Below are 25,986 nucleotides of genomic sequence, written 5' to 3' on the forward strand. Positions count from 1 at the left end.
CGGGATCGGATTATGTCTCTCGTTTATGATAATATGCCCGAATATTCTTCAGACACTGAATCCAGACATCTAAAAATTATGCTGCAAAACATTCGAATCGTGCTGGTCGAAACATCGCACACCGGCAACATGGGCTCTGTGGCCCGCGCTATGAAAACCATGGGCTTAACGAACCTGTGGCTGGTTAATCCGCTGGTGAAACCAGACTCTCAGGCTATTGCGCTGGCGGCCGGCGCCAGCGACGTGATCGGGAATGCACAGATTGTGGACACCCTGGACGAAGCCCTGGCCGGTTGCAGTCTGGTGGTGGGGACCAGCGCGCGCTCCCGTACGCTGCCCTGGCCGATGCTGGACCCGCGCGAATGCGGCCTGAAAAGTATCTCAGAAGCGGAACAGGCGCCGGTTGCGCTGGTGTTTGGTCGTGAACGCGTTGGCCTGACCAACGAGGAACTACAGAAGTGTCACTACCACGTGGCGATTGCCGCAAACCCGGAATACAGCTCGCTGAACCTGGCGATGGCGGTGCAGGTAATCGCCTACGAAGTGCGCATGGCATGGCTGGCGACGCAGGAGAAACAGGTCGAACCTAAAGAAGAGACGGCCTACCCGCTGGTGGACGATCTTGAGCGCTTCTACGGCCACCTGGAGCAGACGCTGCTCTCTACTGGCTTTATCCGCGAAGGTCACCCGGGACAGGTGATGAACAAGCTGCGCCGTATGTTCACCCGCGCGCGTCCGGAAAGCCAGGAGCTGAACATCCTGCGCGGGATCCTGGCGTCGATTGAGCAGAAGAATAAAGAGTAGTGCAGTGTGTTCGCCGGGTGGCGCTGCGCTTACCCGGCCTACAAAGCCCGTAGGCCCGTGCAAGCGCAGCGCCGCCGGGCAAAAAATACGGCACAGAAGGTTAAATACCTGACTAAAACAGTCAAGTAAATAGTTGACCAATTTAGTCAGGAATGTCAGACTTGGCCCTGCTATGCAATACCCCCATTTTACAATAAAAAACCCCGGGCAGGGGCGAGTTTGAGGTTAAGTAAGACATGAGACTGACATCTAAAGGGCGTTATGCCGTGACCGCGATGCTGGACGTTGCGCTCAACTCCGAAGCGGGCCCGGTTCCGTTGGCTGATATTTCTGAACGACAGGGGATCTCCCTCTCTTATCTGGAACAGCTGTTCTCCAGACTGCGTAAAAATGGACTGGTGTCCAGCGTTCGTGGCCCGGGCGGCGGTTATCTGCTGGGTAAAGACGCGGGCAGTATTGCGGTTGGCGAAGTGATTAGCGCAGTTGACGAATCCGTTGATGCGACCCGTTGCCAGGGCAAAGGCGGCTGCCAGGGCGGCGATAAATGCCTGACCCACGCGCTGTGGCGCGATCTGAGCGACCGTCTGACCGGCTTCCTGAATAACATCACCCTGGGTGAGCTGGTTAATAACCAGGAAGTTCTGGATGTTTCTGGTCGTCAGCACAGTCAGGATTCACAACGCAGCACCCGCACGCAGGACGCCATCGACGTTAAACTGCGCGCGTAATTAAAAAGATAAGTATTCAGAATCAGGCCGGGGTGGTCACACCCCGCGTACTCGGTCGTACATCCAGCCGGTTGCCTGATTCCTTGCATTGAAGCGATGTACGGAGTTTATAGAGCAATGAAATTACCGATTTATCTCGACTACTCCGCAACCACGCCGGTGGACCCGCGTGTTGCCGAGAAAATGATGCAGTGTCTGACCCTGGACGGAAACTTTGGTAACCCAGCTTCCCGTTCACACCGTTTTGGCTGGCATGCTGAAGAGGCGGTTGATATCGCCCGTAATCAGATTGCTGACCTGGTCGGTGCCGACCCGCGTGAAATTGTTTTCACCTCCGGTGCGACCGAATCCGACAACCTGGCGATCAAAGGTGCAGCCAACTTTTATCAGAAAAAAGGCAAGCACATCATCACCAGCAAAACCGAACACAAAGCCGTGCTGGACACCTGCCGTCAGCTGGAGCGTGAAGGGTTCGAAGTGACTTACCTGGCGCCGCAGAGCAACGGGATCATCGACCTGAAAGAGCTCGAAGCGGCGATGCGTGATGACACCATTCTGGTTTCCATCATGCACGTTAACAACGAAATCGGTGTTGTGCAGGACATCGCCACCATCGGCGAAATGTGCCGTGCGCGCGGCATCATCTACCACGTGGATGCGACCCAGAGCGTGGGCAAACTGCCTATCGACCTGAGCCAGCTGAAAGTGGACCTGATGTCCTTCTCCGGTCACAAAATCTATGGCCCTAAAGGCATCGGCGCGCTGTACGTTCGTCGCAAGCCACGTATCCGCATCGAAGCACAGATGCACGGCGGCGGTCACGAGCGCGGCATGCGTTCCGGTACTTTGCCTGTTCACCAGATTGTGGGCATGGGCGAAGCGTATCGCATCGCGAAAGAAGAGATGGAAAGCGAGATGGCACGCCTGCGTACGCTGCGTAACCGTCTGTGGGACGGCGTCAAGGATATGGAAGAAGTCTATCTGAACGGCGATCTCGAGCAGGGCGCGCCGAACATCCTCAACGTCAGCTTCAACTATGTTGAAGGCGAGTCGCTGATCATGGCGCTGAAAGACCTGGCCGTTTCTTCCGGTTCTGCCTGTACGTCTGCAAGCCTGGAGCCATCCTACGTGCTGCGTGCGCTGGGCATGACTGACGAGCTGGCACACAGCTCTATCCGTTTCTCTTTAGGTCGTTTCACTACCGAAGAAGAGATTGACTACACCATCAAACTGGTTCGTAACTCCATCGGCCGTCTGCGCGACCTTTCTCCACTGTGGGAAATGTTCAAGCAGGGCGTGGATCTGAACAGCATTGAATGGTCACATCACTAATCGGTACATAAGGAGAATTCAATCATGGCATACAGCGAAAAAGTTATCGATCATTACGAGAACCCGCGCAACGTTGGCTCTTTTGACAACAGCGACGAATCTGTCGGTAGCGGTATGGTTGGCGCGCCAGCGTGTGGCGACGTGATGAAGTTGCAGATTAAAGTCAACAATGAAGGTATCATTGAAGACGCGCGCTTCAAGACCTACGGCTGCGGTTCTGCTATCGCCTCCAGCTCCCTGGTCACCGAGTGGGTGAAGGGCAAGTCTCTGGACGAAGCACAGGCAATCAAAAACACGGACATTGCTGAAGAACTCGAACTGCCGCCGGTGAAAATTCACTGTTCAATTCTGGCAGAAGACGCGATCAAAGCCGCCATTGCGGATTACAAAAGCAAACGTGAAGCAAAATAATTGAGGTTTGAGTATGTCGATTACCCTTAGCGACAGCGCTGCCGCGCGAGTAAGCTCTTTTCTGGCGAACCGTGGTAAAGGCTTTGGCCTGCGACTGGGCGTACGTACCTCCGGCTGTTCTGGTATGGCTTACGTACTGGAGTTTGTTGACGAACCGGCGTCTGATGACACCGTGTTTGAAGACAAGGGCGTGAAGGTGGTGGTCGATGGCAAAAGCCTGCAATTTCTCAACGGCACTCAGCTGGACTTTGTAAAAGAAGGCCTGAACGAAGGGTTCAAATTTACGAACCCGAACGTCAAAGACGAGTGTGGTTGCGGCGAAAGCTTCCACGTTTAACCGCGTTCCGCTGTTATACCGATTAATTCGTGTTGCAGAAAGGCGGCAAGCGAGTGAATCCCCGGGAGCTTACTTAAGTAAGTGACTGGGGTGAACGAGCGCAGACAACGCATCTGCAGCGCGAAGTAAGAAGGTATAACCCCACCGTGGCTGTGCTGCGCGTGGGGTTTGTTCTAACAGGCTACCCCTGAGATTGTTATGGATTACTTCACTCTCTTCGGACTACCCGCTCAATACCCGATTGATCTCCAGGCGCTGACGATCCGTTTTCAGGATCTCCAGCGTCAGTACCATCCGGATAAATTCGCCAGCGGGACGCAGGCAGAGCAGCTGGCTGCGGTATCACACTCCGCAACCATCAACCAGGCCTGGCAAACGCTGCGTCATCCGCTGGCGCGTGCAGAATATCTGCTCTCGCTCCACGGTTTTGATCTGGCGAGCGAACAGCATACCGTGCGCGACACCGCGTTTCTGATGGAGCAGCTGGAGCTTCGCGAAGAGCTGGATGAAATTGAACAGGCTAAAGACGAAGCGCGTCTGGAACGTTTTCTCCAGCGCGTAAAGGGCATGTTCGATACCCGCCATCAGCAGATGGTTGAGCAACTGAACAACGAGACCTGGGACGTGGCGGCAGACACTGTGCGCAAACTCCGTTTTCTCGATAAACTGCGAAGCAGTGCTGAACAACTCGAAGAAAAGCTGCTCGATTTTTAATTTCGGAAGCAATTATGGCCTTATTACAAATTAGTGAGCCAGGCTTTAGCGCCGCACCGCACCAGCGTCGTCTGGCGGTCGGTATTGACCTGGGCACCACCAATTCTCTCGTGGCGACCGTGCGTAGCGGCCAGGCGGAAACGCTGGCTGACGAGCAGGGCCGCCATCTGCTGCCTTCCGTGGTCCACTACCAGCAGCAGGGTCACGCTGTCGGCTTTGATGCCCGCGCCAATGCCGCGCGCGATCCGGCTAACACCATCAGCTCGGTTAAGCGCATGATGGGCCGCTCGCTGGCGGATATCCAGACCCGTTATCCGCATCTGCCGTACCAGTTACAGGCCAGCGAAAACGGCCTGCCGATGATTGCGACATCTGCCGGTCTGCTGAACCCGATTCGTGTTTCCGCTGACATCCTCAAAGCGCTGGCGGCGCGCGCGACGGCGACGCTCGGTGGCGATCTGGACGGCGTGGTAATCACCGTTCCGGCCTACTTCGACGATGCACAACGTCAGGGCACCAAAGATGCCGCGCGTCTGGCGGGCCTGCACGTGCTGCGTCTGCTGAACGAACCGACAGCGGCAGCCATTGCCTACGGCCTCGATTCCGGTCAGGAAGGGGTGATTGCGGTTTACGATCTCGGCGGCGGAACGTTTGATATCTCTATCCTGCGCTTAAGCCGCGGTGTGTTCGAAGTGCTGGCCACCGGCGGGGATTCCGCGCTCGGCGGCGATGACTTCGACCATCTGCTGGCGGACTACATCCGCGAGCAGGCGGGCATCAGCGATCGCAGCGATGCGCGCGTCCAGCGTGAACTGCTGGATGCGGCCATCGACGCCAAAATCGCCCTGAGCGATGCGCAGTCCGTCAGCGTGAACGTCGCAGGCTGGCAGGGTGAGATCACCCGCGACCAGTTCAGCGAACTGATTGCGCCTCTGGTTAAGCGTACCCTGCTGGCCTGCCGTCGCGCATTGAAAGATGCGGGCGTTGAGGCTAACGAGGTGCTGGAAGTGGTCATGGTTGGCGGCTCAACCCGCGTGCCGCTGGTACGTGAGCGCGTAGGGGAATTCTTTGGCCGCACGCCGCTGACCTCTATCGACCCGGACAAAGTGGTTGCCGTGGGTGCCGCTATCCAGGCCGATATCCTGGTCGGCAACAAGCCGGACAGCGAAATGCTGCTGCTGGACGTCATCCCGCTGTCTCTGGGTTTAGAAACCATGGGCGGCCTGGTGGAGAAAGTCATTCCCCGTAACACCACCATTCCGGTGGCGCGCGCGCAGGAGTTTACGACCTTCAAAGACGGCCAGACCGCGATGTCCATCCACGTGATGCAGGGCGAGCGCGAGCTGGTGCAGGACTGCCGCTCTCTGGCGCGCTTTGCGCTGCGAGGAATTCCGGCGCTGCCGGCGGGCGGGGCGCATATTCGCGTCACCTTCCAGGTAGATGCGGACGGTCTGCTGAGCGTGACGGCGATGGAAAAATCCACCGGCGTCGAATCGTCCATTCAGGTGAAGCCGTCCTACGGCCTGACCGATGGCGAAATCGCCTCCATGATTCAGGACTCAATGAGCTACGCCGAGCAGGATGTGAAGGCGCGTATGCTGGCGGAACAAAAAGTGGAAGCCGCACGCGTGCTGGAGAGCCTGAACGGCGCGCTCGCTGCCGACGCCGCGCTGTTAAGCGCCGCTGAGCGCCAGGTGATTGACGACGCTGCTGCGCGCTTAAGCGCCGTGGCCGAAGGCAATGACGCTGACGCAATAGAAGAAGCCATTAAAAACGTTGATAAACAAACCCAGGACTTCGCTGCTCGCCGCATGGACAAATCTGTCCGCGTCGCGCTGAAAGGCCAGTCCGTGGACGAGGTTTAATATGCCAAAGATTGTTATTTTGCCTCATGCGGACCTCTGTCCGGATGGCGCTGTTCTGGAAGCGAAGACCGGTGAAACCATTCTCGATGTAGCCCTGCGTGCAGGTATCGAAGTGGAACACGCCTGTGAAAAATCCTGTGCCTGCACCACCTGCCACTGCATCGTGCGTGAAGGTTTTGATTCTCTCGCCGAGAGCACCGAAGACGAAGACGACATGCTGGACAAAGCATGGGGTCTGGAGCCAGACAGCCGCTTAAGCTGCCAGGCGGCGGTGACCGATGAAGATCTGGTCGTGGAATTCCCACGCTACACCATCAACCACGCACGCGAGCATTAATATGGGACTGAAGTGGACTGACAGCCGTGAAATCGGCGAAGCGCTCTACGACGCGAACCCGGATCTCGATCCGAAGACCGTACGATTCACCGACATGCATCAGTGGATCTGCGATTTAGAGGATTTTGACGACGATCCAAACGCATCCAATGAAAAAATTCTGGAGGCGATTCTGTTAGTCTGGTTAGATGAAGCAGAGTAAATCACTTAACGGGCTGCCTTCAGGCGGCCCGTTTGCTAATAAGGACAAATAAAATGACCGAAGCGATGAAGATTACACTCTCCACGCAGCCAGCCGACGCACGCTGGGGCGAGAAAGCCACCTGGAGCATCAATAACGACGGTATTACCCTGCACCTGACGGGTAACGATGATTTGGGCCTGATCCAGCGCGCCGCGCGTAAAATTGACGGCCTGGGCATTAAGCATGTCACTCTGGCTGGCGAAGGCTGGGACACAGACCGCAGCTGGGCTTTCTGGGCGGGTTACAAAGGGCCGAAAGGCACCCGTAAAATTGAGTGGGCGAACCTCGATGAAGCCGGTCAGAAAGAGCTGGAAAGCCGCCTGAAAATTATCGACTGGGTGCGCGACACCATCAACGCCCCGGCGGAAGAGTTGGGGCCTGAGCAGCTGGCGCAGCGCGCGGTTGACCTGCTGTGCGGCGTGGCGGACGACAAGATGACCTACCGCATCACCAAAGGTGAAGACCTGCGCGAACAAAATTACATGGGTATCCACACCGTGGGTCGTGGCTCCGAGCGTCCTCCGGTCCTGCTGGCACTGGATTACAACCCAACCGGCGATAAAGAAGCGCCGGTCTTTGCCTGTCTGGTCGGGAAAGGTATCACCTTCGATACCGGCGGTTACAGCCTGAAGCAGAGCGCGTTCATGGACTCCATGAAGTCCGACATGGGCGGCGCGGCGACCATTACCGGCGCGCTGGCGTTCGCCATCACCCGTGGTCTGAACAAGCGCGTGAAGCTCTACCTGTGCTGTGCGGATAACATGGTGAGTGGCAATGCCTTCAAGCTGGGCGACATCATTCGCTACCGCAACGGTAAAAATGTTGAGGTGATGAACACCGATGCCGAAGGCCGTCTGGTGCTGGCCGATGGCCTGATCGACGCCTCTGCGCAGAAGCCGGAGCTGATTATCGACATGGCGACCCTGACCGGCGCGGCGAAAACTGCCCTTGGCAACGATTACCATGCGCTGTTCAGCTTCGACGACAAGCTGGCCGCTCGCCTGCTGGCCAGCGCGGCGGCGGAAAACGAGCCGTTCTGGCGTCTGCCGCTGGCCGAGTTCCACCGCAGCCAGCTGCCGTCTAACTTCGCCGAGCTGAACAACACCGCGAGCGCGGCGTACCCGGCGGGAGCCAGCACAGCAGCAGGCTTCCTGTCTCACTTCGTTGAGAACTACCATGAAGGCTGGCTGCACATTGACTGCTCCGCAACCTACCGTAAAGCGGCGGTTGAGCAGTGGTCAGCAGGCGCAACCGGTCTGGGTGTGCGTACCGTGGCGAACCTGCTGACGGCTGAGTGATCTTTTTTGCCGGGTGGCGCTACGCTTACCCGGCCTACAAAACCCGTAGGCCCGTGCAAGCGTAGCGCCGCCGGGCAATTGTGAAGTAGCCAAACTATGTCAGAAACCAAAAACGAATTAGAAACCCTGCTGGAGCAGGCGGCGACCGAGCCCGCCCACCGTCCGGCCTTTTTCCGCACGCTGCTGGAATCCACCGTCTGGGTGCCGGGCACCGCAGCAGAAGGGGAGCAGGTTGTCGAAGACAGCGCCCTGGATCTGCTGCACTGGGAGAAAGACGACGGCACGTCGGTGATCCCGTTCTTTACCTCGCTCGAGGCCTTGCAGGAAGCGGTAGAAGACGAACAGGCGTTCGTGGTGATGCCGGTGCGCACGTTGTTCGAAATGACGCTGGGGCAGACGCTATTCCTCAATGCCAAACTGCCGACCGGGAAAGAGTTCACTCCGCGTGAAATCAGCCATCTGATTGGTGACGAGGGCAACCCGCTCAGCACCCAGGAGGTGCTGGAAGGGGGCGAAACGCTGCTGCTGTCTGAAGTGGCTGAGCCGCCCGCGCAGATGATTGACTCCCTGACCACGCTGTTTAAAACCATCAAGCCGGTAAAACGCGCGTTCCTCTGCTCCATCAAAGAGAGCGCTGACGAAAAGCCTGTTCTGCTGATTGGAATTGAGGCCGATGGCGATATCGACGAGATCATCCAGGCGGCGGGAAGCGTAGCGACCGACACGCTCCCGGGCGATGAGCCGATTGATATCTGTCAGGTGAAGAAAGGTGAGCAGGGCATCAGCCACTTTATTACCGAGCACATCACCCCGTTCTACGAGCGTCGCTGGGGCGGCTTCCTGCGCGATCTCAAGACCAACCGCATTATCTGATTACGGCGGGGTGACCTTCACCCCGTTGCTTCCAGCAACAGTAAATCCATCAGCAGCACCAGATTCGACTCAAACGACGTCACCCCTGCGGCTTCGGCGGCGAAATGTACCGCTTCGTCATAGAGGGCAAAATGCACGTCGGCCATACCTGCCAGCGTATTGGCCGACGCGCGGGTAAACGCGACGATCGTCATGCCGACGTTTTTGGCGATCCGCGCTTTATCCAGCACCTGCTCCGTTTCGCCGCTGCGCGAAACGGCAATAAATACCTGATAGCGTGCGGCGTTGCTGAGAAAAATATTCCGGCTGTCCCCCGGTCCGGAGATGAACGCGGTTTTTCCCAGCACCTGCAACTTCTTGGTCAGGTACTCGGCAAAAAGATATGAAAACCCGGCGCCGTAGAGAAAGAAGCTCTCTTTCTGGCGCAGCAGGCTGGCAAACTGCTGGCGTTTGTCCTGGGTAACCCACTGGAAGGTCTGCTGATAGTTGGCAATAAACCGGGCAAAAAGCGCGGGCATTTCTGCATGTTGCGCAGACTGTACGGTGATATGCGGCGTGTCAGAAAGCAGCTGCTTGCAGTGCCAGATAAACTCGCTAAATCCGCTGAAGCCCAGCTTCTGGCACAGCCGCATAATCGTCGCGGTGGAGACAAATGTCGCCAGCGCCAGCTCGCGCACCGTGATATTGCCCACCAGCAGCGGATGCTCAGTGAGGTGGGCGAGGACGCGATACTCCGCGCGGGTCAGTGACGACCCGCGTGTTAACAGCGTTGCCAGGCGGTTATCCATTATTTCGCCGGTTCTACCGGCAGATCGTCCCGTGCACCCCATTCACTCCAGGCGCCGTCATACAGCGTCACGTCATTCGCGCCAAGGGTTGCCAGCGCCAGGATCACCACGCAGGCCGTCACGCCGGAGCCGCAGCTGGCAATAACCGGACGATGCAAATCCACGCCCTGACGTTCAAAAATGGCACGCAATTCATCGGTGGTTTTCAGCTCGCCTTCAAACACCAGATCGCCCCACGGCACGTTCAGCGCCCCCGGGATATGTCCGCGCTTCAGCCCCGGACGCGGCTCATCCGCTTCAGCGTTGAAGCGTGGAGCGGGACGGGCATCGACGATTTGCGCCGTGTTTTCATGGCTCACGACCAGCACGTCGGTCAGGCGTTTCACCACGTGTGCGTCGAACGTGGCATCGAATTCGCCTTCCGGCAGCGTCACGTCGCCCTGCTGAAGCGGCAGCTCGTCGCGCTTCCAGCCCGCAAGCCCGCCCGCCAGAATCGACACTTTTTCCACGCCGAAGTTTTTCAGCATCCACCACGCCCGCGGGGCGGAAAACAGATTACCTTCATCATAAACAACAAGATGTTTGTCTTTGCTGATGCCGAGCTCGCGCATCGCCACGGAAAACGCTTCCGGACGAGGCAGCATGTGCGGCAGGGGAGAGGTGTGATCGGAGAGGGCTTCGATATCGAAAAAAACCGCGCCAGGCAGGTGCCCTGCGCGATATTCAGCGGGAACGTCACGATGCTCCTGGCCCGGAGGGGCCATGCGCGCGTCGATAATCTGAACTTCCGGGTCGTCGCCGTGCTCAATCAGCCAGTCGGCGGCGACAAAATATGAGGTGGACATGGTTGCCTCCATTCTTTTCCGTAAAAAAGGATTGTCGGTGTTTTTTCTGACACCGACAAGTTAACCACGTTCAACTCGCGAGCAAGCCCCTATTTTTTCACCGCTTCACCGTCCTGCCATGCCTTTTGCAGCGCTGGCCAGTAGTCGCGGTTGGCTTCGATCATCTCATCCAGAATCGCTTTCGCGTGCTCCATGGTCGGCACGGTGCGGTTCAGGGTAAACGCCTGCAACGCTTTCTCGTAGCTGCCTTCGATGGTTGCCTCCACCAGCAGCTGTTCAGAAGCGAGCTGCTGTTGCAGGAGCGTCTGGTGGAACAACGGCACCTGACCCACGCGGACAGGCTCCGGCCCTTCGGAGGTGATATAGGCAGGTACTTCCACCACCGCATCGTACGGCAGATTGGTAATCGCCCCGCGGTTTTCCACCATCACCAGATGACGTTGGCGCAGGTTGAATGCCAGCGAGCAGGCGACATCGACGATAAATTCGCCGTGAACACCTACGTGGAAGGCGTCCGGTAAGATCCCGCTGCGCTGGTACTCTTCGGCGGCGGCAAACAGCTTTTTCTCACGTCCGTTCATCACTTCGTTGGCACGGGTATAGTCCGGGTTCTGATGCTCCACAATCTGGTTCGGCATCAGGTAGTACTGTAGATACGGGTTCGGCAGGTACTCCGGGAAGTTATCCATAATCGGCTTGATGTTGCGCCAGGTTTTCACCCATGACGGATCCGAGTGCTGCGGGTCGGTTTTGGCCGCGTCTTCCGTCAGCAGGCCAAACTTCGCGATATGTTTACGCAGCTCCGGCAGCTTGTCCTCGCCGTCCACCAGCACGCGGGTAAACCAGCCGAAGTGGTTGAGGCCAAAATAGTCCACCTCCAGTTTATGACGGTCCACGCCCAGAATGGCGCCCATATTGCGCATCGCGGCGACAGGCATATCGCAGATGTTCAGCACGCGTGCGTTGGGGCGCAGGCGACGCACGCCCTCAGCGACGATCGCCGCCGGGTTGGAGTAGTTCACGATCCACGCTTTCTCGTGCGCGTAGCGTTCCACCCTATCGATCAGCTCTACCATCGGCAGGATCGTACGCAGGCCATATGCCAGCCCGCCGGGTCCGCAGGTTTCCTGGCCGACCACTCCGTGGCGCAGCGGAATTTTTTCATCCTGCTCGCGCATTTTGTACTGTCCGACGCGCATCTGAGCAAAAACAAAATGCGCGCCGCTGAAGGCCACCTCCGGATCGCTGGTGACCGTAAATTTGATGCTCTGGCTGTGGTCGCGAATGACCTTTTCCACCACGGGCGCAATGGTGTTCTGGCGCGCCTCGTCGATGTCATACAGGCGAATCTCTGCCAGGGGGAAATCGTGCAGGCGTACCATCAGGCTTTTTACTATACCTGGCGTGTAGGTGCTGCCGCCGCCGGCAATCGACAGAATGAATGGGGGTGTTAACATCTTTAGCTCCTTTCAGAGAAACGTCTCAACGGCTTCTCGCATTTTTTTGACATGCAGCCCGTAGACCACCTGAACGTTGTTACCTTGTTTGATAATCCCTTTCGCGCCGGTCGCTTTCAGGCGCGGTTCGTCGATGATGGCGACGTCCTTCACCGTGACGCGTAAGCGGGTGTAGCAGTTATCAACCACCTGAATGTTTTCCCGACCGCCCAGACCGACGACGATCGATTCGCCCAGCCCGTCGTTATTTCCCTTCGCCTGGTATTCCTGTTTGCTGTAGAGGCGCGTCTCCCGATCGTCATCTTCACGACCGGGCGTTTTCATGTTGAAACGCAGAATCAGGAAGCGGAACACCACGAAATAAAGGGCGAACATGATCAGCCCGACCACGATGTACATGGGCCAGTTGGACTTTTCCGTGCCGAGCGGCAGGTTGTAGAGAATAAAATCGATAATTCCGTTGGCGCCGATGGCGTGAACGCCAAACAGGGTGAACAGCATCATGCCAATGCCGGTCAGCACCGCATGCACCACGAACAACAGCGGGGCGACAAACAGGAAAGAGAACTCGATCGGCTCGGTTACGCCGACCAGCAGCGAGGTCAGCGCCGCCGGGATCAGAATGGCTTTCGCAATCGCTTTACGCTCTGGCTTCGCGGTCATGTACATCGCCAGCGCGGCGGCGGGAAGGCCGAACATCTTGCTGATGCCGCGAGCATCCCACACCACGGTGCTGCTGAGCTGCTTCACGTCCGGGCAGGCCATCTCGGCGAAATAGATATTGCGCGCGCCCTGGTAAGCCGTACCGCACACCTCCTGCGTACCGCCCAGTTCGGTATACAGGAACGGCGTATAGACCAGATGATGCAGGCCCGTCGGCACCAGAATGCGTTCAAGGAAACCGTAGATCGCCACCCCAAACGGACCGGACCCTTTGATCGCCAGCGCCAGGGCGCTTATTCCATGCTGTGCGTACGGCCAGAGTTCGCTCATGACCACGCCGAGCAGCATAGAGACTGGCAACATCACAATCGCGACAAAGCAGTGGCCGGAGTATATCGCCATCGCGCCGTTAAACTGGACACCGGAATATTTGTTGTACAGATAACCGGAGAGCGCCCCGGTCAGGATCCCGGCGAAAACGCCCATCTCCAGCACCTGGACGCCCAGAACCATGCTTTGTCCGGCGGCTTTCATCTGCTCTGCAGGGGCCAGTTCTCCCTGAAGCTGTAACGTCACGTTCATGGCATTGATAAACACGATAAAAGTCACCAGCCCAATCAGCGCCGCGTAGCCTTTGTCTCGGGTTGCCAGGCCAATGGGGATCCCGACGGCAAACACCAGCGCCAGGTTGACCAGCACCGACACGGCAGATTTGGCGATCAGCTGGCCGATACTCTGGATCAGCGGATGGCCGAGAAACGGCAGGTACTCGGCCAGATTGCCGTTACCCAGCACATTCCCAAAGGCGATAAACAGACCGACGATAGGTAAGATAAGTACAGGTCCGTAAAGTGATTTTCCGAAATTTTGTAGGGCGTTCACGGCTCGTTTCATGGCTTTCTCTCTTATTGAACCGCGCACTCGGGGTGCGTCATGGTCATAAAACTAGCAGGCATGATGCGAGCTTATCCAGCTATCTTCTTGTTTTAAAAACAAATGACGCGAAAGGTAACATGTTACGTTACGCTGTGTGATCGCGGTTCCACCCTCGCATGCGAGCGCGATGCCATTCTGCGAGGCGCTTTCCAGATTATAAAATTGGACTTTTTGTATTAACGAAACTTGCGGATAATACTTATCCGGACGACGACCAACAGGCCCCTCAGGCCAGGGACATAGGATGAAACCGTTTCGCTTAGCTGCGATCTCTCTCGCGCTGCTCACCACCTTTACGCTTGTCGGCTGTGATAACAGCGATGACAAACCTCAGGCCGCTGCCCCCGCAGCGTCTACTACATCAGAACAGAAAACCCCGGCAAAACCGGATCCTGAAAAGCTGGCTAAGCTGGCCGCGCAGAGTCAGGGTAAGGCGTTGACGCTGCTGGATGCCTCTGAAGTGCAACTCGACGGCGCTGCGACACTGGTTCTGACCTTCTCTGTACCGCTGGATCCCAGCCAGGATTTTGCGAAAACGGTGCATGTGGTGGATAAAAAAAGTGGCAAAGTGGACGGCGCCTGGGAACTGGCCCCCAATCTGAAAGAGCTGCGCCTGCGCCATCTGGAGCCGAATCGTAATCTGGTCGTCACCGTCGAGCGTAATTTGCTGGCGCTGAACAAAGCGACATTCGGCATTGACTATGAAAAAGCGATCACCACCCGGGATGTTGAACCGACGGTCGGATTCGCCAGCCGCGGATCGCTGCTGCCGGGTAAAGTGGTGGAAGGGTTGCCGGTGATGGCGCTCAACGTCAACAATGTGGACGTGAACTTCTACCGCGTTAAGCCGGAGTCGCTGGCCTCGTTTGTCAGCCAGTGGGAGTACCGTAACTCGCTGACCAACTGGGAATCTGACAACCTGCTGAAGATGGCGGAACTGGTCTACACCGGCCGTTTCGACCTCAACCCGGCGCGCAACACGCGTGAAAAACTGCTCCTGCCGCTCAAAGATATTAAGCCGCTCCAGCAGTCTGGCGTCTATATCGCCGTGATGAATCAGGCTGGTCACTATAACTACAGTAACGCCGCGACGCTCTTTACCTTAAGTGATATTGGGCTGTCCGCTCACCGTTATCATAACCGCCTGGACATCTTCACCCAGAGTCTTGAAAACGGTGCGGCGCAGTCAGGCGTGACCATTACCCTTCTGAACGATAAAGGACAGACCCTGGCCGAGGCGAACAGCGACGCCGATGGTCATGCGAAACTGGAAACCGATAAAGAAGCCGCGCTGATCCTGGCCAGTAAAGATGGCCAGACCACGCTTCTTGACCTCAAACTTCCGGCGCTGGATCTGGCGGAGTTTGATATCGCCGGTAACCCGGGTTACAGCAAACAGTTCTTTATGTTTGGCCCGCGCGATCTCTATCGTCCGGGTGAAACGGTGATCCTTAACGGCCTGCTTCGCGACAGCGATGGCAAACCGCTTCCCGAGCAGCCTGTAAAACTTGACGTGCTGCGTCCGGACGGCCAGGTAGCGCGTACGGTCGTTGTGCAACCTGAGAACGGTCTCTATCGCTTCAACTATCCGCTTGATAGCAGCGCCCAGACCGGCATGTGGCATATTCGCGCGAATACGGGGGATAACCAGCAGCGCATGTGGGATTTCCACGTCGAAGATTTTATGCCTGAGCGTATGGCGCTGAATCTGACCGGGCAAAAAACGCCGGTTTCCCCGCAGGAGGATGTGGACTTTAACGTTGTGGGCTATTACCTGTATGGCGCGCCGGCTAACGGTAATTCTCTGCAAGGCCTGCTTTTCCTGCGTCCGCTGCGTGACGCGGTGCCTGCACTGCCTGGCTTCCAGTTCGGTGATATTGCCGAGGAGAACCTGAGCCGCAGCCTGGATGAAGTGCAGCTTACGCTGGACGAACAGGGGCGCGGACAGGTTACCACCGAAAGCCAGTGGAAAGAGGTGCACTCGCCGCTGCAACTGATTTTGCAGGCCAGCCTGCTGGAATCAGGCGGGCGTCCGGTAACGCGACGCGCCGAGCAGGCTATCTGGCCTGCGGCTGAACTTCCGGGGATCCGCCCACAGTTCGCCAGCAAGGCCGTGTACGACTACCGCACCGATACCACCGTCAACCAGCCGATTGTTGATGAGAACGGCAACGCCAGCTTTGACATCGTCTATGCCGATGCCAGCGGTGCGAAAAAAGCGGTATCTGGTCTGCAGGTGCGTCTGGTCCGTGAGCGTCGCGACTACTTCTGGAACTGGTCCGAGAGCGAGGGCTGGCAGTCTCAGTTTGATCAAAAAGATCTGGTTGAGGGCGAGCAGGAACTTAACCTCAAGGCCGATGAAACCGGTAAAGTCACCTTCCCGGTGGAGTGGGGCTCATACCGTCTGGAAGTGAAAGCCCCTGATAGCATGGTCAGCAGCGTGCGCTTCTGGGCGGGGTACAGCTGGCAGGATAACAGCGATGGCACGGGTGCTGCACGCCCGGATCGTGTGACGCTGAAACTGGACAAGCCATCCTATCAGCCAGGCGATACCATCAACCTGCATATTGCAGCGCCGGCCGCAGGCAAGGGCTATGCAATGATCGAATCCAGCGAAGGGCCACTGTGGTGGAAAGAGATCGACGTACCGGTTAACGGTCTGGATCTCGCCATTCCGGTGGATAAGGCCTGGAAACGTCACGATCTCTACCTCAGCACGCTGGTGGTTCGTCCTGGCGATAAATCTAAATCCGCCACGCCAAAACGCGCGGTTGGTCTGCTGCATCTGCCAATGGGGGACGAAAATCGTCGCCTGAGCATCGCACTTGATAACCCACAAAAAATGCGTCCGAACCAGACGCTTTCTGTGAAAGTGAAAGCCAGCGTAAAAGAGGGGGCTGTGCCACAGAAGGTGAACGTGCTGGTCTCGGCTGTTGATAGCGGCGTGCTGAACATTACCGACTACGTCACGCCGGATCCGTGGGAAGCTTTCTTCGGTCAGAAGCGCTATGGCGCGGACATCTATGATGTTTACGGCCAGGTGATTGAAGGTCAGGGACGTCTTGCCGCACTGCGCTTTGGCGGAGACGGCGATGAACTGAAACGCGGCGGTAAGCCACCGGTGAACCATGTCACCATTATTGCTCAGCAGGCGCAGCCGGTTACGCTTGATGCCAACGGTGAAGGCACCATCACGCTGCCGATCGGTGATTTCAACGGCGAACTGCGCCTGATGGCGCAGGCCTGGACGGAAGACGATTTCGGCAGCAGCGAAAGCAAAATCATTGTGGCGGCTCCGATTATCACCGAGCTTAACACGCCGCGATTCCTCGCAAGTGGCGATACCTCTCGCCTGACGCTGGACCTGACCAACCTTACTGACCAGCCGCAAACGCTGAACATTGCGTTAACCGCAACCGGTAAGGTGTCGCTCGAAGGTGCTCAGCCAGAGCCGGTTAAGCTGCCGCCTGGCGCTCGTAGCACTCTGTTTATTCCGGTGCGCGCGCTGGAAGGCTATGGCGATGGTGAAGTAACTGCTCAGGTGACGGGGCTTCAGCTCCCTGGTGAGACGTTTGCGCCGCAGCAGAAGAGCTGGAAAATTGGTGTACGCCCCGCATTCCCGGCGCAAACGGTGAATACGGGCACGATGCTGAACCCTGGCGAATCCTGGAGCGCGCCAGCACAGCATATCGACGGTTTCTCGCCTGCCACGCTACAGGGACAGCTATTGCTCAGCGGTAAACCACCTTTGAACCTGGCGCGCTACATTCGTGAACTTCAGGCCTATCCATACGGATGTCTTGAGCAGACCACCAGCGGCCTGTTCCCGTCCCTCTACACCAACGCGGCACAGCTTACGGCGTTGGGCATTAAAGGCGACACCGACGATAAACGCCGTGCGGCCATTGATATCGGCATCTCCCGTCTGCTGCAAATGCAGCGTGACGATGGCGGTTTTGCCTTGTGGGATAAAAACGGCCCGGAAGAGTACTGGCTGACCGCCTATGTTACGGATTTCCTGGTGCGGGCAGGGGAGCAGGGTTACAGCGTGCCTGCCGAGGCGGTGAATAACGCCAACAGCCGACTGCTGCGCTATTTACAGGATCCGGGGATGATGTCCATCCGCTACAGCGACGACACCCAGGCCAGCAAATTTGCTGTCCAGGCGTATGCTTCGCTGGTGCTGGCTCGTCAGCAAAAAGCGCCGCTCGGTGCACTGCGTGAAATCTGGGAGCGTCACGCTCAGGCCGCTTCCGGGCTTCCGTTGATGCAGCTGGGCATGGCACTCAAACTGATGGGGGATACACCGCGCAGCCAGCAGGCGCTGGATCTGGCTCTCAAAACACCCCGTAACGACAGCCGAAACTGGATGGCGGATTACGGCAGCCAGCTGCGTGATAATGCCCTGATGCTCTCCCTGCTGGAAGAGTACAAGCTGCTGCCGGATGCGCAAAACAGGCTGTTGAACGCGTTATCTGAAGACGCGTTCAGCCAGCGCTGGCTGTCAACCCAGGAGAGCAATGCGCTGTTCCTGGCTGGACGTTCACTGCAAACCTTGTCAGGCGCGTGGCAGGCAACGACCACCCTCTCTGAACAGACCCAGAGCAGTGATAAAGCGCAGGTAGAAAACCTGAACGGCGACCAGCCTGGTGCCTTGCAGGTGACGAATACCGGCACGACGCCGCTGTGGGTACGACTGGACACTACTGGCTATCCGGAGTATGCGCCCCAGCCATCTTCTCACGTCTTGCAGATTGAACGTCATATCCTGTCGACAGACGGCAGCAGCAAGTCGCTCTCTTCACTTAAGAGCGGTGAGCTGGTTCTGGTGTGGCTGGAAGTGAAGGCAAGCCAGAACGTACCGGATGCGCTGGTGGTGGATCTGCTCCCGGCAGGTCTGGAGCTGGAAAACCAGAATCTGGCGAGCAGCAGCGCCAGCTTGCAGGACAGCGGCAGTGAAGTGCAAAACCTGCTGAATCAGATGCAACAGTCTGATATTCAGCACATGGAATTCCGCGACGATCGCTTTGTGGCCGCCGTGCCGGTCAATGAAGGTCAGCCGGTCACGCTGGTTTACCTGGCCCGTGCCGTTACGCCGGGAACCTACCAGGTGCCTGTTCCTATGGTCGAGTCCATGTATGTTCCGCAGTGGCGGGCAACGGGGGCGGCCAGTGGCCCGCTGATCGTTGTTCCGTAAGATGCAGATAGCACGCCTGATTCGCTCCCGCTGGCTGTGGCTTGCGGGAGCGCTTCTCTTTTTAGGGGGGCTGATTGTCGCCGCTGACCGCGTGTGGCCGTTGCCCCTGAAAGAGGTCAACCCTGCGCGAGTGGTGGTGGATGAGCAGGGTGTTCCGTTGTGGCGTTTTGCCGACAGCGAAGGCATCTGGCGCTATCCGGTTACCATTGAAGAGGTTTCCCCACGCTATCTTGAGGCGCTGATCCAGTATGAAGATCGCTGGTTCTGGGATCACCCTGGCGTCAATCCGCTTTCTGTACTGCGTGCCGCCTGGCAGGATCTCACCGCCGGGAGAGTGGTTTCTGGCGGGAGCACGCTTACCATGCAGGTGGCACGTCTTCTGGATCCGCATCCGCGTACCTTTGGCGGTAAAATTCGTCAGCTGTGGCGGGCGATGCAGCTGGAGTGGCATCTCTCCAAGCGTGAAATCCTGACGCTGTATCTCAACCGTGCCCCGTTTGGCGGCACGTTGCAAGGCGTGGGCGCGGCAAGCTGGACTTATCTTGGCAAACCGCCGTCTCAGCTGAGCTATTCCGACGCGGCGCTGCTGGCTGTACTGCCACAGGCACCCAGCCGTCTGCGCCCCGACCGCTGGCCGGAACGTGCCGAAGCGGCGCGGAACAAAGTGCTCGACCGCATGCTGACTCAGGGCGTCTGGTCTGAGAAGCAGGTGAAAGAGTCCCGTGAAGAGCCGGTCTGGCTGGCCCCCCGGCAGATGCCGCAGCTGGCGCCGCTCTTTTCCCGCATGATGTTGAGTAAAAGCCGCGACACAAAAATAGTCACCACGCTGGATGCAGCTTTGCAACGACAGCTTGAAGAGCTGGCAATGAACTGGAAATCGCGCCTGCCTGCCCGCAGTTCACTGGCGATGATCGTCGTGGATCATACATCCATGAAAGTGCGTGGCTGGGTAGGCTCGGTAGATATCAATGATGACAGTCGCTTTAGTCACGTGGATATGGTCAATGCGATCCGATCGCCGGGATCGGTCCTCAAGCCATTCATCTATGGCATGGCGCTGGACGATGGCCTGATCCATCCCGCTTCGTTATTACAGGATGTTCCAAGAAAAACGGGGGATTATCGCCCCGGCAACTTTGACAGCGGTTTCCATGGGCCGGTCAGCATGAGCGAAGCCCTGGTGCGTTCCCTCAACCTGCCTGCGGTGCAGGTACTGGAAGCGTACGGCCCAAAACGTTTTGCAGGCATGCTGAGCAACGCGGGATTACCGCTCATACTCCCCGCGGGTGCGCAGCCCAACCTCTCCCTGATCCTGGGTGGCGCTGGGGCACGCCTGGCTGATATCGCTGCCGCCTACAGTGCCTTTGCGCGGCAGGGGCAGGCGGGCCGGTTGCGTTTACAGCCGGGCGATCCGCTGATCGAACGTCCGCTGCTGTCGCAGGGGGCGGCGTGGATCATTCGTCGCATTCTCGCCAGTGAAGCACAGCCCCTGCCGGACAGTGCGCTGCCCCAGGTTGCGCCGCTGGCGTGGAAAACGGGCACCAGTTACGGCTACCGGGATGCCTGGGCCATCGGGCTGAACGCCCGGTATGTCATTGGAATCTGGACCGGACGTCCGGACGGCACGCCCGTTGCCGGGCAGTTTGGTTTCGCCAGCGCAGTTCCGCTCCTGAATCAGGTCAATAACATGCTTCAGTCCCGCTCGATGGTGGATGAAGCCCGTCTGCCGCGCGATCCGCGTCCTGCAAGCGTAGGACGGGGCGTGATTTGCTGGCCGGGGGGCCAGTCCCTGCCTGAAGGGAACGAAAACTGTCGGCGTCGGCTGTCAACCTGGCTGCTGGAAGGCAGTGAACCGCCTACGCTGCTGCTGCCGGAACAGGAAGGTATTCGCGGGATCCGTTTCCCGGTCTGGCTGGATAAAGAAGGCAAACGCGTCGCAGCGGATTGTCCTGATGCGACAGAAAAAGTGCTGGATGTCTGGCCGCTGCCGCTGGAGCCCTGGCTGCCTGCTGCCGAAAAACGGGCCGCTCGTCTCCCCGCCCGTTCAGCGGTTTGCCCTCCGCTGGATAATCATAATGCGGCGCCGCTGATGTTGTCAGGCGTCAGAGAAGGGGCGGTAATTAAACGTCTTCCGGGTGAGAAAAACATGACCCTGTTCGTTTCAACCAGCGGCGGGGAGGGGCAACGATGGTGGTTTTTGAATGGAGAACCGCTGGACGGACATCAGAAGAATTATTCACTGCAATTATATTTACCGGGTAAATATCAGTTAGTTGTATTAGATGAAACAGGACAAACGGCGACGGTCAATTTTGAGTTAGATCGCTAAGTGTTACTCCTCAAGAGTTAGCTTGATAATTATCAATATCCGTTCCTGAAAAAAAACGAGAATGCGTTTTTATTTTAAGGAACGAGCAATGGAAAAAAATAAACATCAGGGAGAGGGGACTATTCCCGCCATATCCCGGCGTCAGTTTATTCAGGCACGATCGGCGCTCGCCGCTCTGCCTTTTGTCGTCAAAACCGGCAAAGTACAGGCACAGGGCGCGGCGGTTTCAGACACTACGCCTGAAGAAAAAGTGGTGCAAACCTGTAGTACGTTTGACTGCGGCGGCAAGTGTGATATTCGTGCTCACGTCAGTGAGGGCGTTGTGACCCGAATTTCTACGCGTCCGGATAACGCGTTGGATCCGCAAATGCCCGTAATGCGCGCCTGCGTGCGTGGCCGGGCTTATCGGAAATTTGTTTACCATCCCGATCGACTGAAATACCCAATGAAACGTGTAGGGAAACGTGGCGAAGGAAAATTCGAGCGTATTACCTGGGATGAAGCCACCACCCTTATTGCGAATCAATTAAAAACTATTACGCAAAAATACGGTGCGGCTTCACGCTATGTTCATGTGGGCACCGCTGTGTCCGGCGGGACTTTTTCCGGCGATAAAATGGTTCGTCGTCTGCTCAACTTAACCGGCGGCTATCTCGAAAGCTATCACTCTGTCAGTATGGGTAACACGGCGGCAGCAACGCCGTATACCTATGGCACCGCTGCCAGCGGCAGTTCTCTGGACACGCTGCTGGACACCAAACTGGTCATCCTCTGGGGACATAACCCGACGGAAACGATCTTTGGTCACAGCAACCACTTCTACCAGAAGATGAAGCAAAACGGCACTCGCTTTATTGTTGTCGACCCTCGCTATTCCGATACGGTTTCCTCCCTGGCCGATCAGTGGATCCCGCTGCTTCCCACCACGGACAACGCCCTGATGGACGCTATGATGTATGTGATCGTCACGGAGAACCTGCACGATCGCGACTTTATTCAGCGCTACACCCTGGGCTTTGACGAAGACACTATGCCAGAAGGCGTTCCGGCCAATGAATCCCTGATGGCTTACCTTAGCGGCGCAAAAGATGGCGTGGCGAAAACGCCCGAGTGGGCAGAGAAAATCACCCACGTGCCTGCACAAACAATTCGGCAACTGGCGCGCGACTACGCAACCACCAAACCCGCTGCGCTGATCCAGGGCTGGGGACCGCAGCGTCATAACTGCGGCGAGCGCACCGCGCGCGGCTCGACGTTGCTGGCTACGCTCACGGGTAACGTCGGGGTGAAAGGCGGTTGGGCAGCGGGCTATGGCGGCTGCGCAAACCGGAAATTTGCCGCCGGACCAGAAATGCCGGACAACCCGGTCAAAGCCAAAATATCGGTGATGAACTGGGTGCAGGCCGCCGACGATGCCTCTCAGGTCACCGCGGACGTCGGCCTGAAGGATGCCGAAAAGCTGGACAGCAATATCCGCATCCTGTTCTCGCTGGCGGGAAATTATCTGGCTAACCAGAACCCGGATCTTCATCAGGCAACCCGTGTCCTGGAAGACGAGTCGAAAATTGAGTTTATCGTCGCAAGCGATCTGTTTATGACGCCGAGCGCCCGATACGCCGACCTTCTTTTGCCGGAAACCAGCTTTATGGAACGCTGGAATATCGGCGAAACCTGGGGCACGGCAAGCTATCTGATCCTGTCAGAAAAGCTCATTGAACCTGAATTTGAACGCCGTTCAGACTACGACTGGCTGCGGGAGGTCGCCGCTAAGCTTGGCGTCGAACCCGCGTTCAGTGAAGGGCGTGACGAAAAAGCGTGGATTGAGCACATCTGGGAGCAGACGCGTCTTTCCATGCCTGACGAAAACCTGCCGGACTTCGCGACGCTACAGAAGACGCGTCAGCACCTTTTCAAAAGCGCGCCGTTCGTCGCCTTTGAAGACAACACTCGCGATCCGCAGAATCATCCGTTCCCGACGCCGTCCGGAAAAATTGAGATCTTCTCGAAGCGTCTGTACGACATGCATCACCCGGAAATTCCGGCGCTGTCGCACTACGTGCCTGCCCATGAAGGGCCGGAAGACGCGCTGGCGAAACGCTTCCCGCTCCAGCTGATTACCTGGAAAGGAAAAAACCGCGCTAACTCCACCCAGTACGCCAACCCGTGGTTAATTGAGGCGCAGCAGCAAAAGCTGTGGATCAACCCGCAGGATGCGCAAAATCGCGGCATTGCGCAGGGAGATACCGTGCGTATTCATAACGCGCGCGGCATTTGCGAGATCCCGGCGGAGGTCACGCCGCGCATCATTCCAGGCGTTGTGGCCATGCAGGCGGGTGCCTGGTGGCAGCCGGACGAGCAGGGTATTGATAAGGGCGGCTGCGCGAACGTGCTCAGTTCCGCACGTATTACCGCGCTTGCGAAAGGGAATTCCCATCAAACCATGCTGGTGGAGGTAGCTAAAGCATGAGTCAGTTTAAACATTACGCACCGGTAAGCGACAAACAGCTGGGTTTTTATATCGACTCTTCTCGCTGCTCGGGCTGCAAAGCATGTCAGGTAGCGTGCAAAGATAAAAACAACCTTGAGGTCGGACGTCGTTTCCGTCGCGTGTACGAAGTTAATGGCGGGAGCTTTATCCCGACCGGGCAGGGTGGCGTCAGCAATAACGTTTTTGCCTACACGCTCTCTATCTCCTGTAACCACTGTGCCGACCCAATCTGCACCAAAAACTGTCCGACCACTGCGATGCATAAGCGTCCGGGGGACGGTATTGTGCGCGTAGATACTGATAAGTGCGTCGGCTGCGGCTACTGCGCGTGGTCATGCCCTTACGGCGCGCCACAGCTCAACGAGCAGACCGGGCAGATGTCCAAATGTGATTTCTGCGTGGATCTACAGGCGAAGGGGGAACAGCCTGTCTGTGTGGCAACCTGTCCACTCGAAGCGATTAAATTCGGGCCGATTGATGAACTGCGGGCGAAGTATGGTGCGGTCTGTGATGTGAAAGGCTTGCCTGATTCCTCCATCACCAAACCGAACCTGGTGATCAAAGCGCATCAGGGCGCAGAGAAAGAGGGGAAACGTCATGCATGAGTTACCGCTGCTAATTTTTACGCTGTTCCTGCAAGGATCGGTTGGCGTTACGCTGTGGCTGGCCTTCGGAAGCACGCAACGCAGCGCGCTGCTGCCGGCTGCCGGAGCGTTTGTGCTGGCCAGCCTCGGTCTGCTCGCCTCTGCGTTGCACATGGGCTATCCACTTAATGCGTTCAATGCGCTGCGTCACGTATCCAGCTCCTGGCTGAGCCGTGAGATTATCTTTGCCAGTCTTTATCTTGCGGCACTTGGCCTCGCAACGCTGCTGATGTTTGTCAAAAAACCAGGCTGGAAGCCGCTGTTGGTTGTGGCAGGTCTTGTCGGGCTGGTGGATGTGTTCTGCATGGCGCAGATCTACATGCATGCATCCGTGGTGACGTGGCATCACATTAATACCCTGGTGCTGTTTATCGGTTCGGTGGGAATTATCGGTTCAGCCTGCATGGCCGTTGGGGCACGTTCCCAGACTCGCGTGCGAACGGCGATTGTCATTATCACGCTGCTGGTGATTGCACGTCTGGTGATGCAGCCCGTCTGGCTGGCAGATATTACGGCTATGGACAACACCGTTGTGACGTTCCCACACGCACCGTTACAAATGCTGGAGCAACTGCGAACCGTGCATCTGCTGAGCTGGTGCGTTTCCGTTGCGGGTATGTTGTGCTTTGCTGCGGGCGGCTTAAAAGCGGCGCGAGGCACAATGCTGTTGGGCAGCGCCTTGCTGATTGTGGGTGAGCTGATGCTGCGCTTTGTTTTCTTCAGTATTGGCTGATGGGCGGATTAACCTTTGCCCCGGCGATGGACGTGACGCATGCGTGCGTCCGTCGCCGTTTTCGCCACTCTTCCTGCTGCGCCTGCGCGGACGTCTGTCCCGTACAGGCTTTTTCTTTTACCGACACCGGCGTCTCGGTTGATGACAGCCGCTGTATTGAATGCAGTGACTGCCTGTTTGTCTGCCCCGCTGAAGCCATCACCGGCATCACGCCGCGAAAACGTTTTCTGTGTGGCGATACGCTTGTTGGGCCTTTTACTGACCGTGCGCCAGGGGTGAATGAGCTTCTGCTGTGGCACGCGCAGCACCACGTTCGTTTTATCAGTATCGACGCGGAGCAGAATCCTGACTGGTTGCTGGCGATTGCCCGGCTGAATCTGGCGCTTCGTCGACGTGGTGAAGCAGCGTGGGCGTTTAAACATATACCCGTCAACGAGGTAAATACCGCCCGGCGTGCGCTGATGCACGTTCCCCGTGAGGATGTCCGGGTCTGTTGCGTCGTGCCCGGTCAGCGTGAGCTGCGCAGGGCGTTTTCTGCATTTAGCGAGGCAGAGATAACTCTCGATACCGAATCCTGCGTACTCTGCGGCGCGTGCTGGCGGAGTTGTACGGAAAACGCGATTCGGTTTGAGAACGCTGAACTGGTCGTGGAAACCGGACGTTGTACGGGGTGTGGCGGCTGCGAAGCGGTATGCCAGCATGCGGCGATAAACGTGACGCAAACAGACGGGACAGCGAAAAGCGTGACCATACCGGCATATGAAGCCGTTTGTTTGACGTGCCACCGCCATTTCTGGTCATTTAGTTCTGATGAAAAGCAGTGTCCGCTCTGTTTTCACCATCAGTACGGCATGCGAAATACGAGCTGTTGCTAATCTTCGTCTCATTTTAAAAAAATGTTATGCATAACCATAGGCAATGGCGCTATTGCTCTTTATAATCCGCGCCACACCATACTCAGGT

General features: G+C 57.4%; 21 protein-coding genes. 17 read left to right on the forward strand and 4 right to left on the reverse strand.

Going from position 1 to position 25,986, the window contains the following annotated elements; translation table 11 throughout:
* Positions 1-78 precede the first annotated feature (78 nt).
* The 11 genes from trmJ (at position 79) to sseB (ending at position 8,943) form a co-directional block, all read left to right on the forward strand.
* Positions 79-804, forward strand: a complete 726-nt coding sequence (gene trmJ, locus HP459_RS00720) for a tRNA (cytosine(32)/uridine(32)-2'-O)-methyltransferase TrmJ (RefSeq protein WP_032622388.1) — start codon at positions 79-81, stop codon at positions 802-804.
* Positions 805-1,040: 236 nt separating this feature from the next.
* The gene (iscR, locus tag HP459_RS00725) at positions 1,041-1,532 is read left to right on the forward strand and encodes a Fe-S cluster assembly transcriptional regulator IscR (RefSeq protein ID WP_003860665.1); all 492 of its coding nucleotides are present in this window, start codon (positions 1,041-1,043) and stop codon (positions 1,530-1,532) included.
* 117 nt (positions 1,533-1,649) lie between these two features.
* A complete protein-coding gene (iscS, locus tag HP459_RS00730; RefSeq protein WP_006176692.1) occupies positions 1,650-2,864 on the forward strand; it encodes a cysteine desulfurase in 1,215 nt (404 codons plus the stop codon).
* 24 nt (positions 2,865-2,888) lie between these two features.
* Positions 2,889-3,275 carry a Fe-S cluster assembly scaffold IscU gene (iscU, locus tag HP459_RS00735; RefSeq protein WP_003860661.1) on the forward strand — a complete coding sequence of 129 codons (387 nt, stop codon included), beginning with the start codon at positions 2,889-2,891 and terminating at the stop codon, positions 3,273-3,275.
* A gap of 13 nt (positions 3,276-3,288) precedes the next feature.
* Positions 3,289-3,612, forward strand: a complete 324-nt coding sequence (gene iscA / locus HP459_RS00740) for an iron-sulfur cluster assembly protein IscA (RefSeq protein WP_003860659.1) — start codon at positions 3,289-3,291, stop codon at positions 3,610-3,612.
* A 198-nt stretch (positions 3,613-3,810) separates the two neighbouring features.
* Positions 3,811-4,326, forward strand: a complete 516-nt coding sequence (gene hscB / locus HP459_RS00745; protein WP_022649017.1) for a co-chaperone HscB — start codon at positions 3,811-3,813, stop codon at positions 4,324-4,326.
* Between the two features lie 14 nt (positions 4,327-4,340).
* Entirely contained in the window at positions 4,341-6,191 is a 1,851-nt protein-coding gene (gene hscA / locus HP459_RS00750) for a Fe-S protein assembly chaperone HscA (RefSeq protein WP_171935820.1), read from the forward strand.
* A 1-nt stretch (position 6,192) separates the two neighbouring features.
* Positions 6,193-6,528, forward strand: a complete 336-nt coding sequence (gene fdx / locus HP459_RS00755) for an ISC system 2Fe-2S type ferredoxin (RefSeq protein ID WP_003860652.1) — start codon at positions 6,193-6,195, stop codon at positions 6,526-6,528.
* Between the two features lies 1 nt (position 6,529).
* The gene (gene iscX / locus HP459_RS00760; RefSeq protein WP_003860650.1) at positions 6,530-6,730 is read left to right on the forward strand and encodes a Fe-S cluster assembly protein IscX; all 201 of its coding nucleotides are present in this window, start codon (positions 6,530-6,532) and stop codon (positions 6,728-6,730) included.
* A 53-nt stretch (positions 6,731-6,783) separates the two neighbouring features.
* A complete protein-coding gene (pepB, locus tag HP459_RS00765) occupies positions 6,784-8,070 on the forward strand; it encodes an aminopeptidase PepB (protein WP_023300718.1) in 1,287 nt (428 codons plus the stop codon).
* Between the two features lie 96 nt (positions 8,071-8,166).
* Positions 8,167-8,943 carry an enhanced serine sensitivity protein SseB gene (gene sseB, locus HP459_RS00770; protein ID WP_032623766.1) on the forward strand — a complete coding sequence of 259 codons (777 nt, stop codon included), beginning with the start codon at positions 8,167-8,169 and terminating at the stop codon, positions 8,941-8,943.
* Between the two features lie 17 nt (positions 8,944-8,960).
* On the opposite strand, the gene HP459_RS00775 is transcribed toward sseB, so the two are convergent.
* From HP459_RS00775 to HP459_RS00790, 4 genes are all read right to left on the reverse strand, one after another.
* Entirely contained in the window at positions 8,961-9,731 is a 771-nt protein-coding gene (locus HP459_RS00775; protein WP_023306706.1) for a MurR/RpiR family transcriptional regulator, read from the reverse strand.
* Positions 9,731-10,576: a 3-mercaptopyruvate sulfurtransferase gene (sseA, locus tag HP459_RS00780; protein WP_023300716.1), complete on the reverse strand. Its 846-nt coding sequence runs from the start codon at positions 10,574-10,576 to the stop codon at positions 9,731-9,733. The genes HP459_RS00775 and sseA overlap by 1 nt, the downstream gene beginning before the upstream one ends.
* 89 nt (positions 10,577-10,665) lie before the next feature.
* Positions 10,666-12,033 carry a 6-phospho-alpha-glucosidase gene (locus tag HP459_RS00785; RefSeq protein WP_022649011.1) on the reverse strand — a complete coding sequence of 456 codons (1,368 nt, stop codon included), beginning with the start codon at positions 12,031-12,033 and terminating at the stop codon, positions 10,666-10,668.
* A 12-nt stretch (positions 12,034-12,045) separates the two neighbouring features.
* A complete protein-coding gene (locus tag HP459_RS00790; RefSeq protein ID WP_045308550.1) occupies positions 12,046-13,590 on the reverse strand; it encodes a PTS transporter subunit EIIC in 1,545 nt (514 codons plus the stop codon).
* 286 nt (positions 13,591-13,876) lie between these two features.
* Between HP459_RS00790 and HP459_RS00795 the strand changes: the two genes are divergently transcribed.
* From HP459_RS00795 to HP459_RS00820, 6 genes are all read left to right on the forward strand, one after another.
* Positions 13,877-18,829: an alpha-2-macroglobulin gene (locus tag HP459_RS00795; protein ID WP_045308551.1), complete on the forward strand. Its 4,953-nt coding sequence runs from the start codon at positions 13,877-13,879 to the stop codon at positions 18,827-18,829.
* 1 nt (position 18,830) lies between these two features.
* Positions 18,831-21,158, forward strand: coding sequence for a peptidoglycan glycosyltransferase PbpC (pbpC, locus tag HP459_RS00800; RefSeq protein WP_171935821.1), 2,328 nt, complete (start codon positions 18,831-18,833; stop codon positions 21,156-21,158).
* 88 nt (positions 21,159-21,246) lie between these two features.
* Positions 21,247-23,625: a DMSO/selenate family reductase complex A subunit gene (locus HP459_RS00805; RefSeq protein ID WP_367670997.1), complete on the forward strand. Its 2,379-nt coding sequence runs from the start codon at positions 21,247-21,249 to the stop codon at positions 23,623-23,625.
* Entirely contained in the window at positions 23,622-24,251 is a 630-nt protein-coding gene (locus tag HP459_RS00810; RefSeq protein WP_022649006.1) for a DMSO/selenate family reductase complex B subunit, read from the forward strand. The genes HP459_RS00805 and HP459_RS00810 overlap by 4 nt, the downstream gene beginning before the upstream one ends.
* Complete coding sequence (locus HP459_RS00815) at positions 24,244-25,023, forward strand: DmsC/YnfH family molybdoenzyme membrane anchor subunit (protein WP_022649005.1); 780 nt, start codon at positions 24,244-24,246, stop codon at positions 25,021-25,023. Before HP459_RS00810 ends, HP459_RS00815 begins: the two co-directional genes overlap by 8 nt.
* Positions 25,023-25,898: a 4Fe-4S binding protein gene (locus HP459_RS00820; protein WP_048966862.1), complete on the forward strand. Its 876-nt coding sequence runs from the start codon at positions 25,023-25,025 to the stop codon at positions 25,896-25,898. The genes HP459_RS00815 and HP459_RS00820 overlap by 1 nt, the downstream gene beginning before the upstream one ends.
* Positions 25,899-25,986: the final 88 nt, after the last annotated feature.

Source organism: Enterobacter sp. CM29 (assembly GCF_013179605.1).
Lineage (GTDB): Bacteria > Pseudomonadota > Gammaproteobacteria > Enterobacterales > Enterobacteriaceae > Enterobacter > Enterobacter intestinihominis.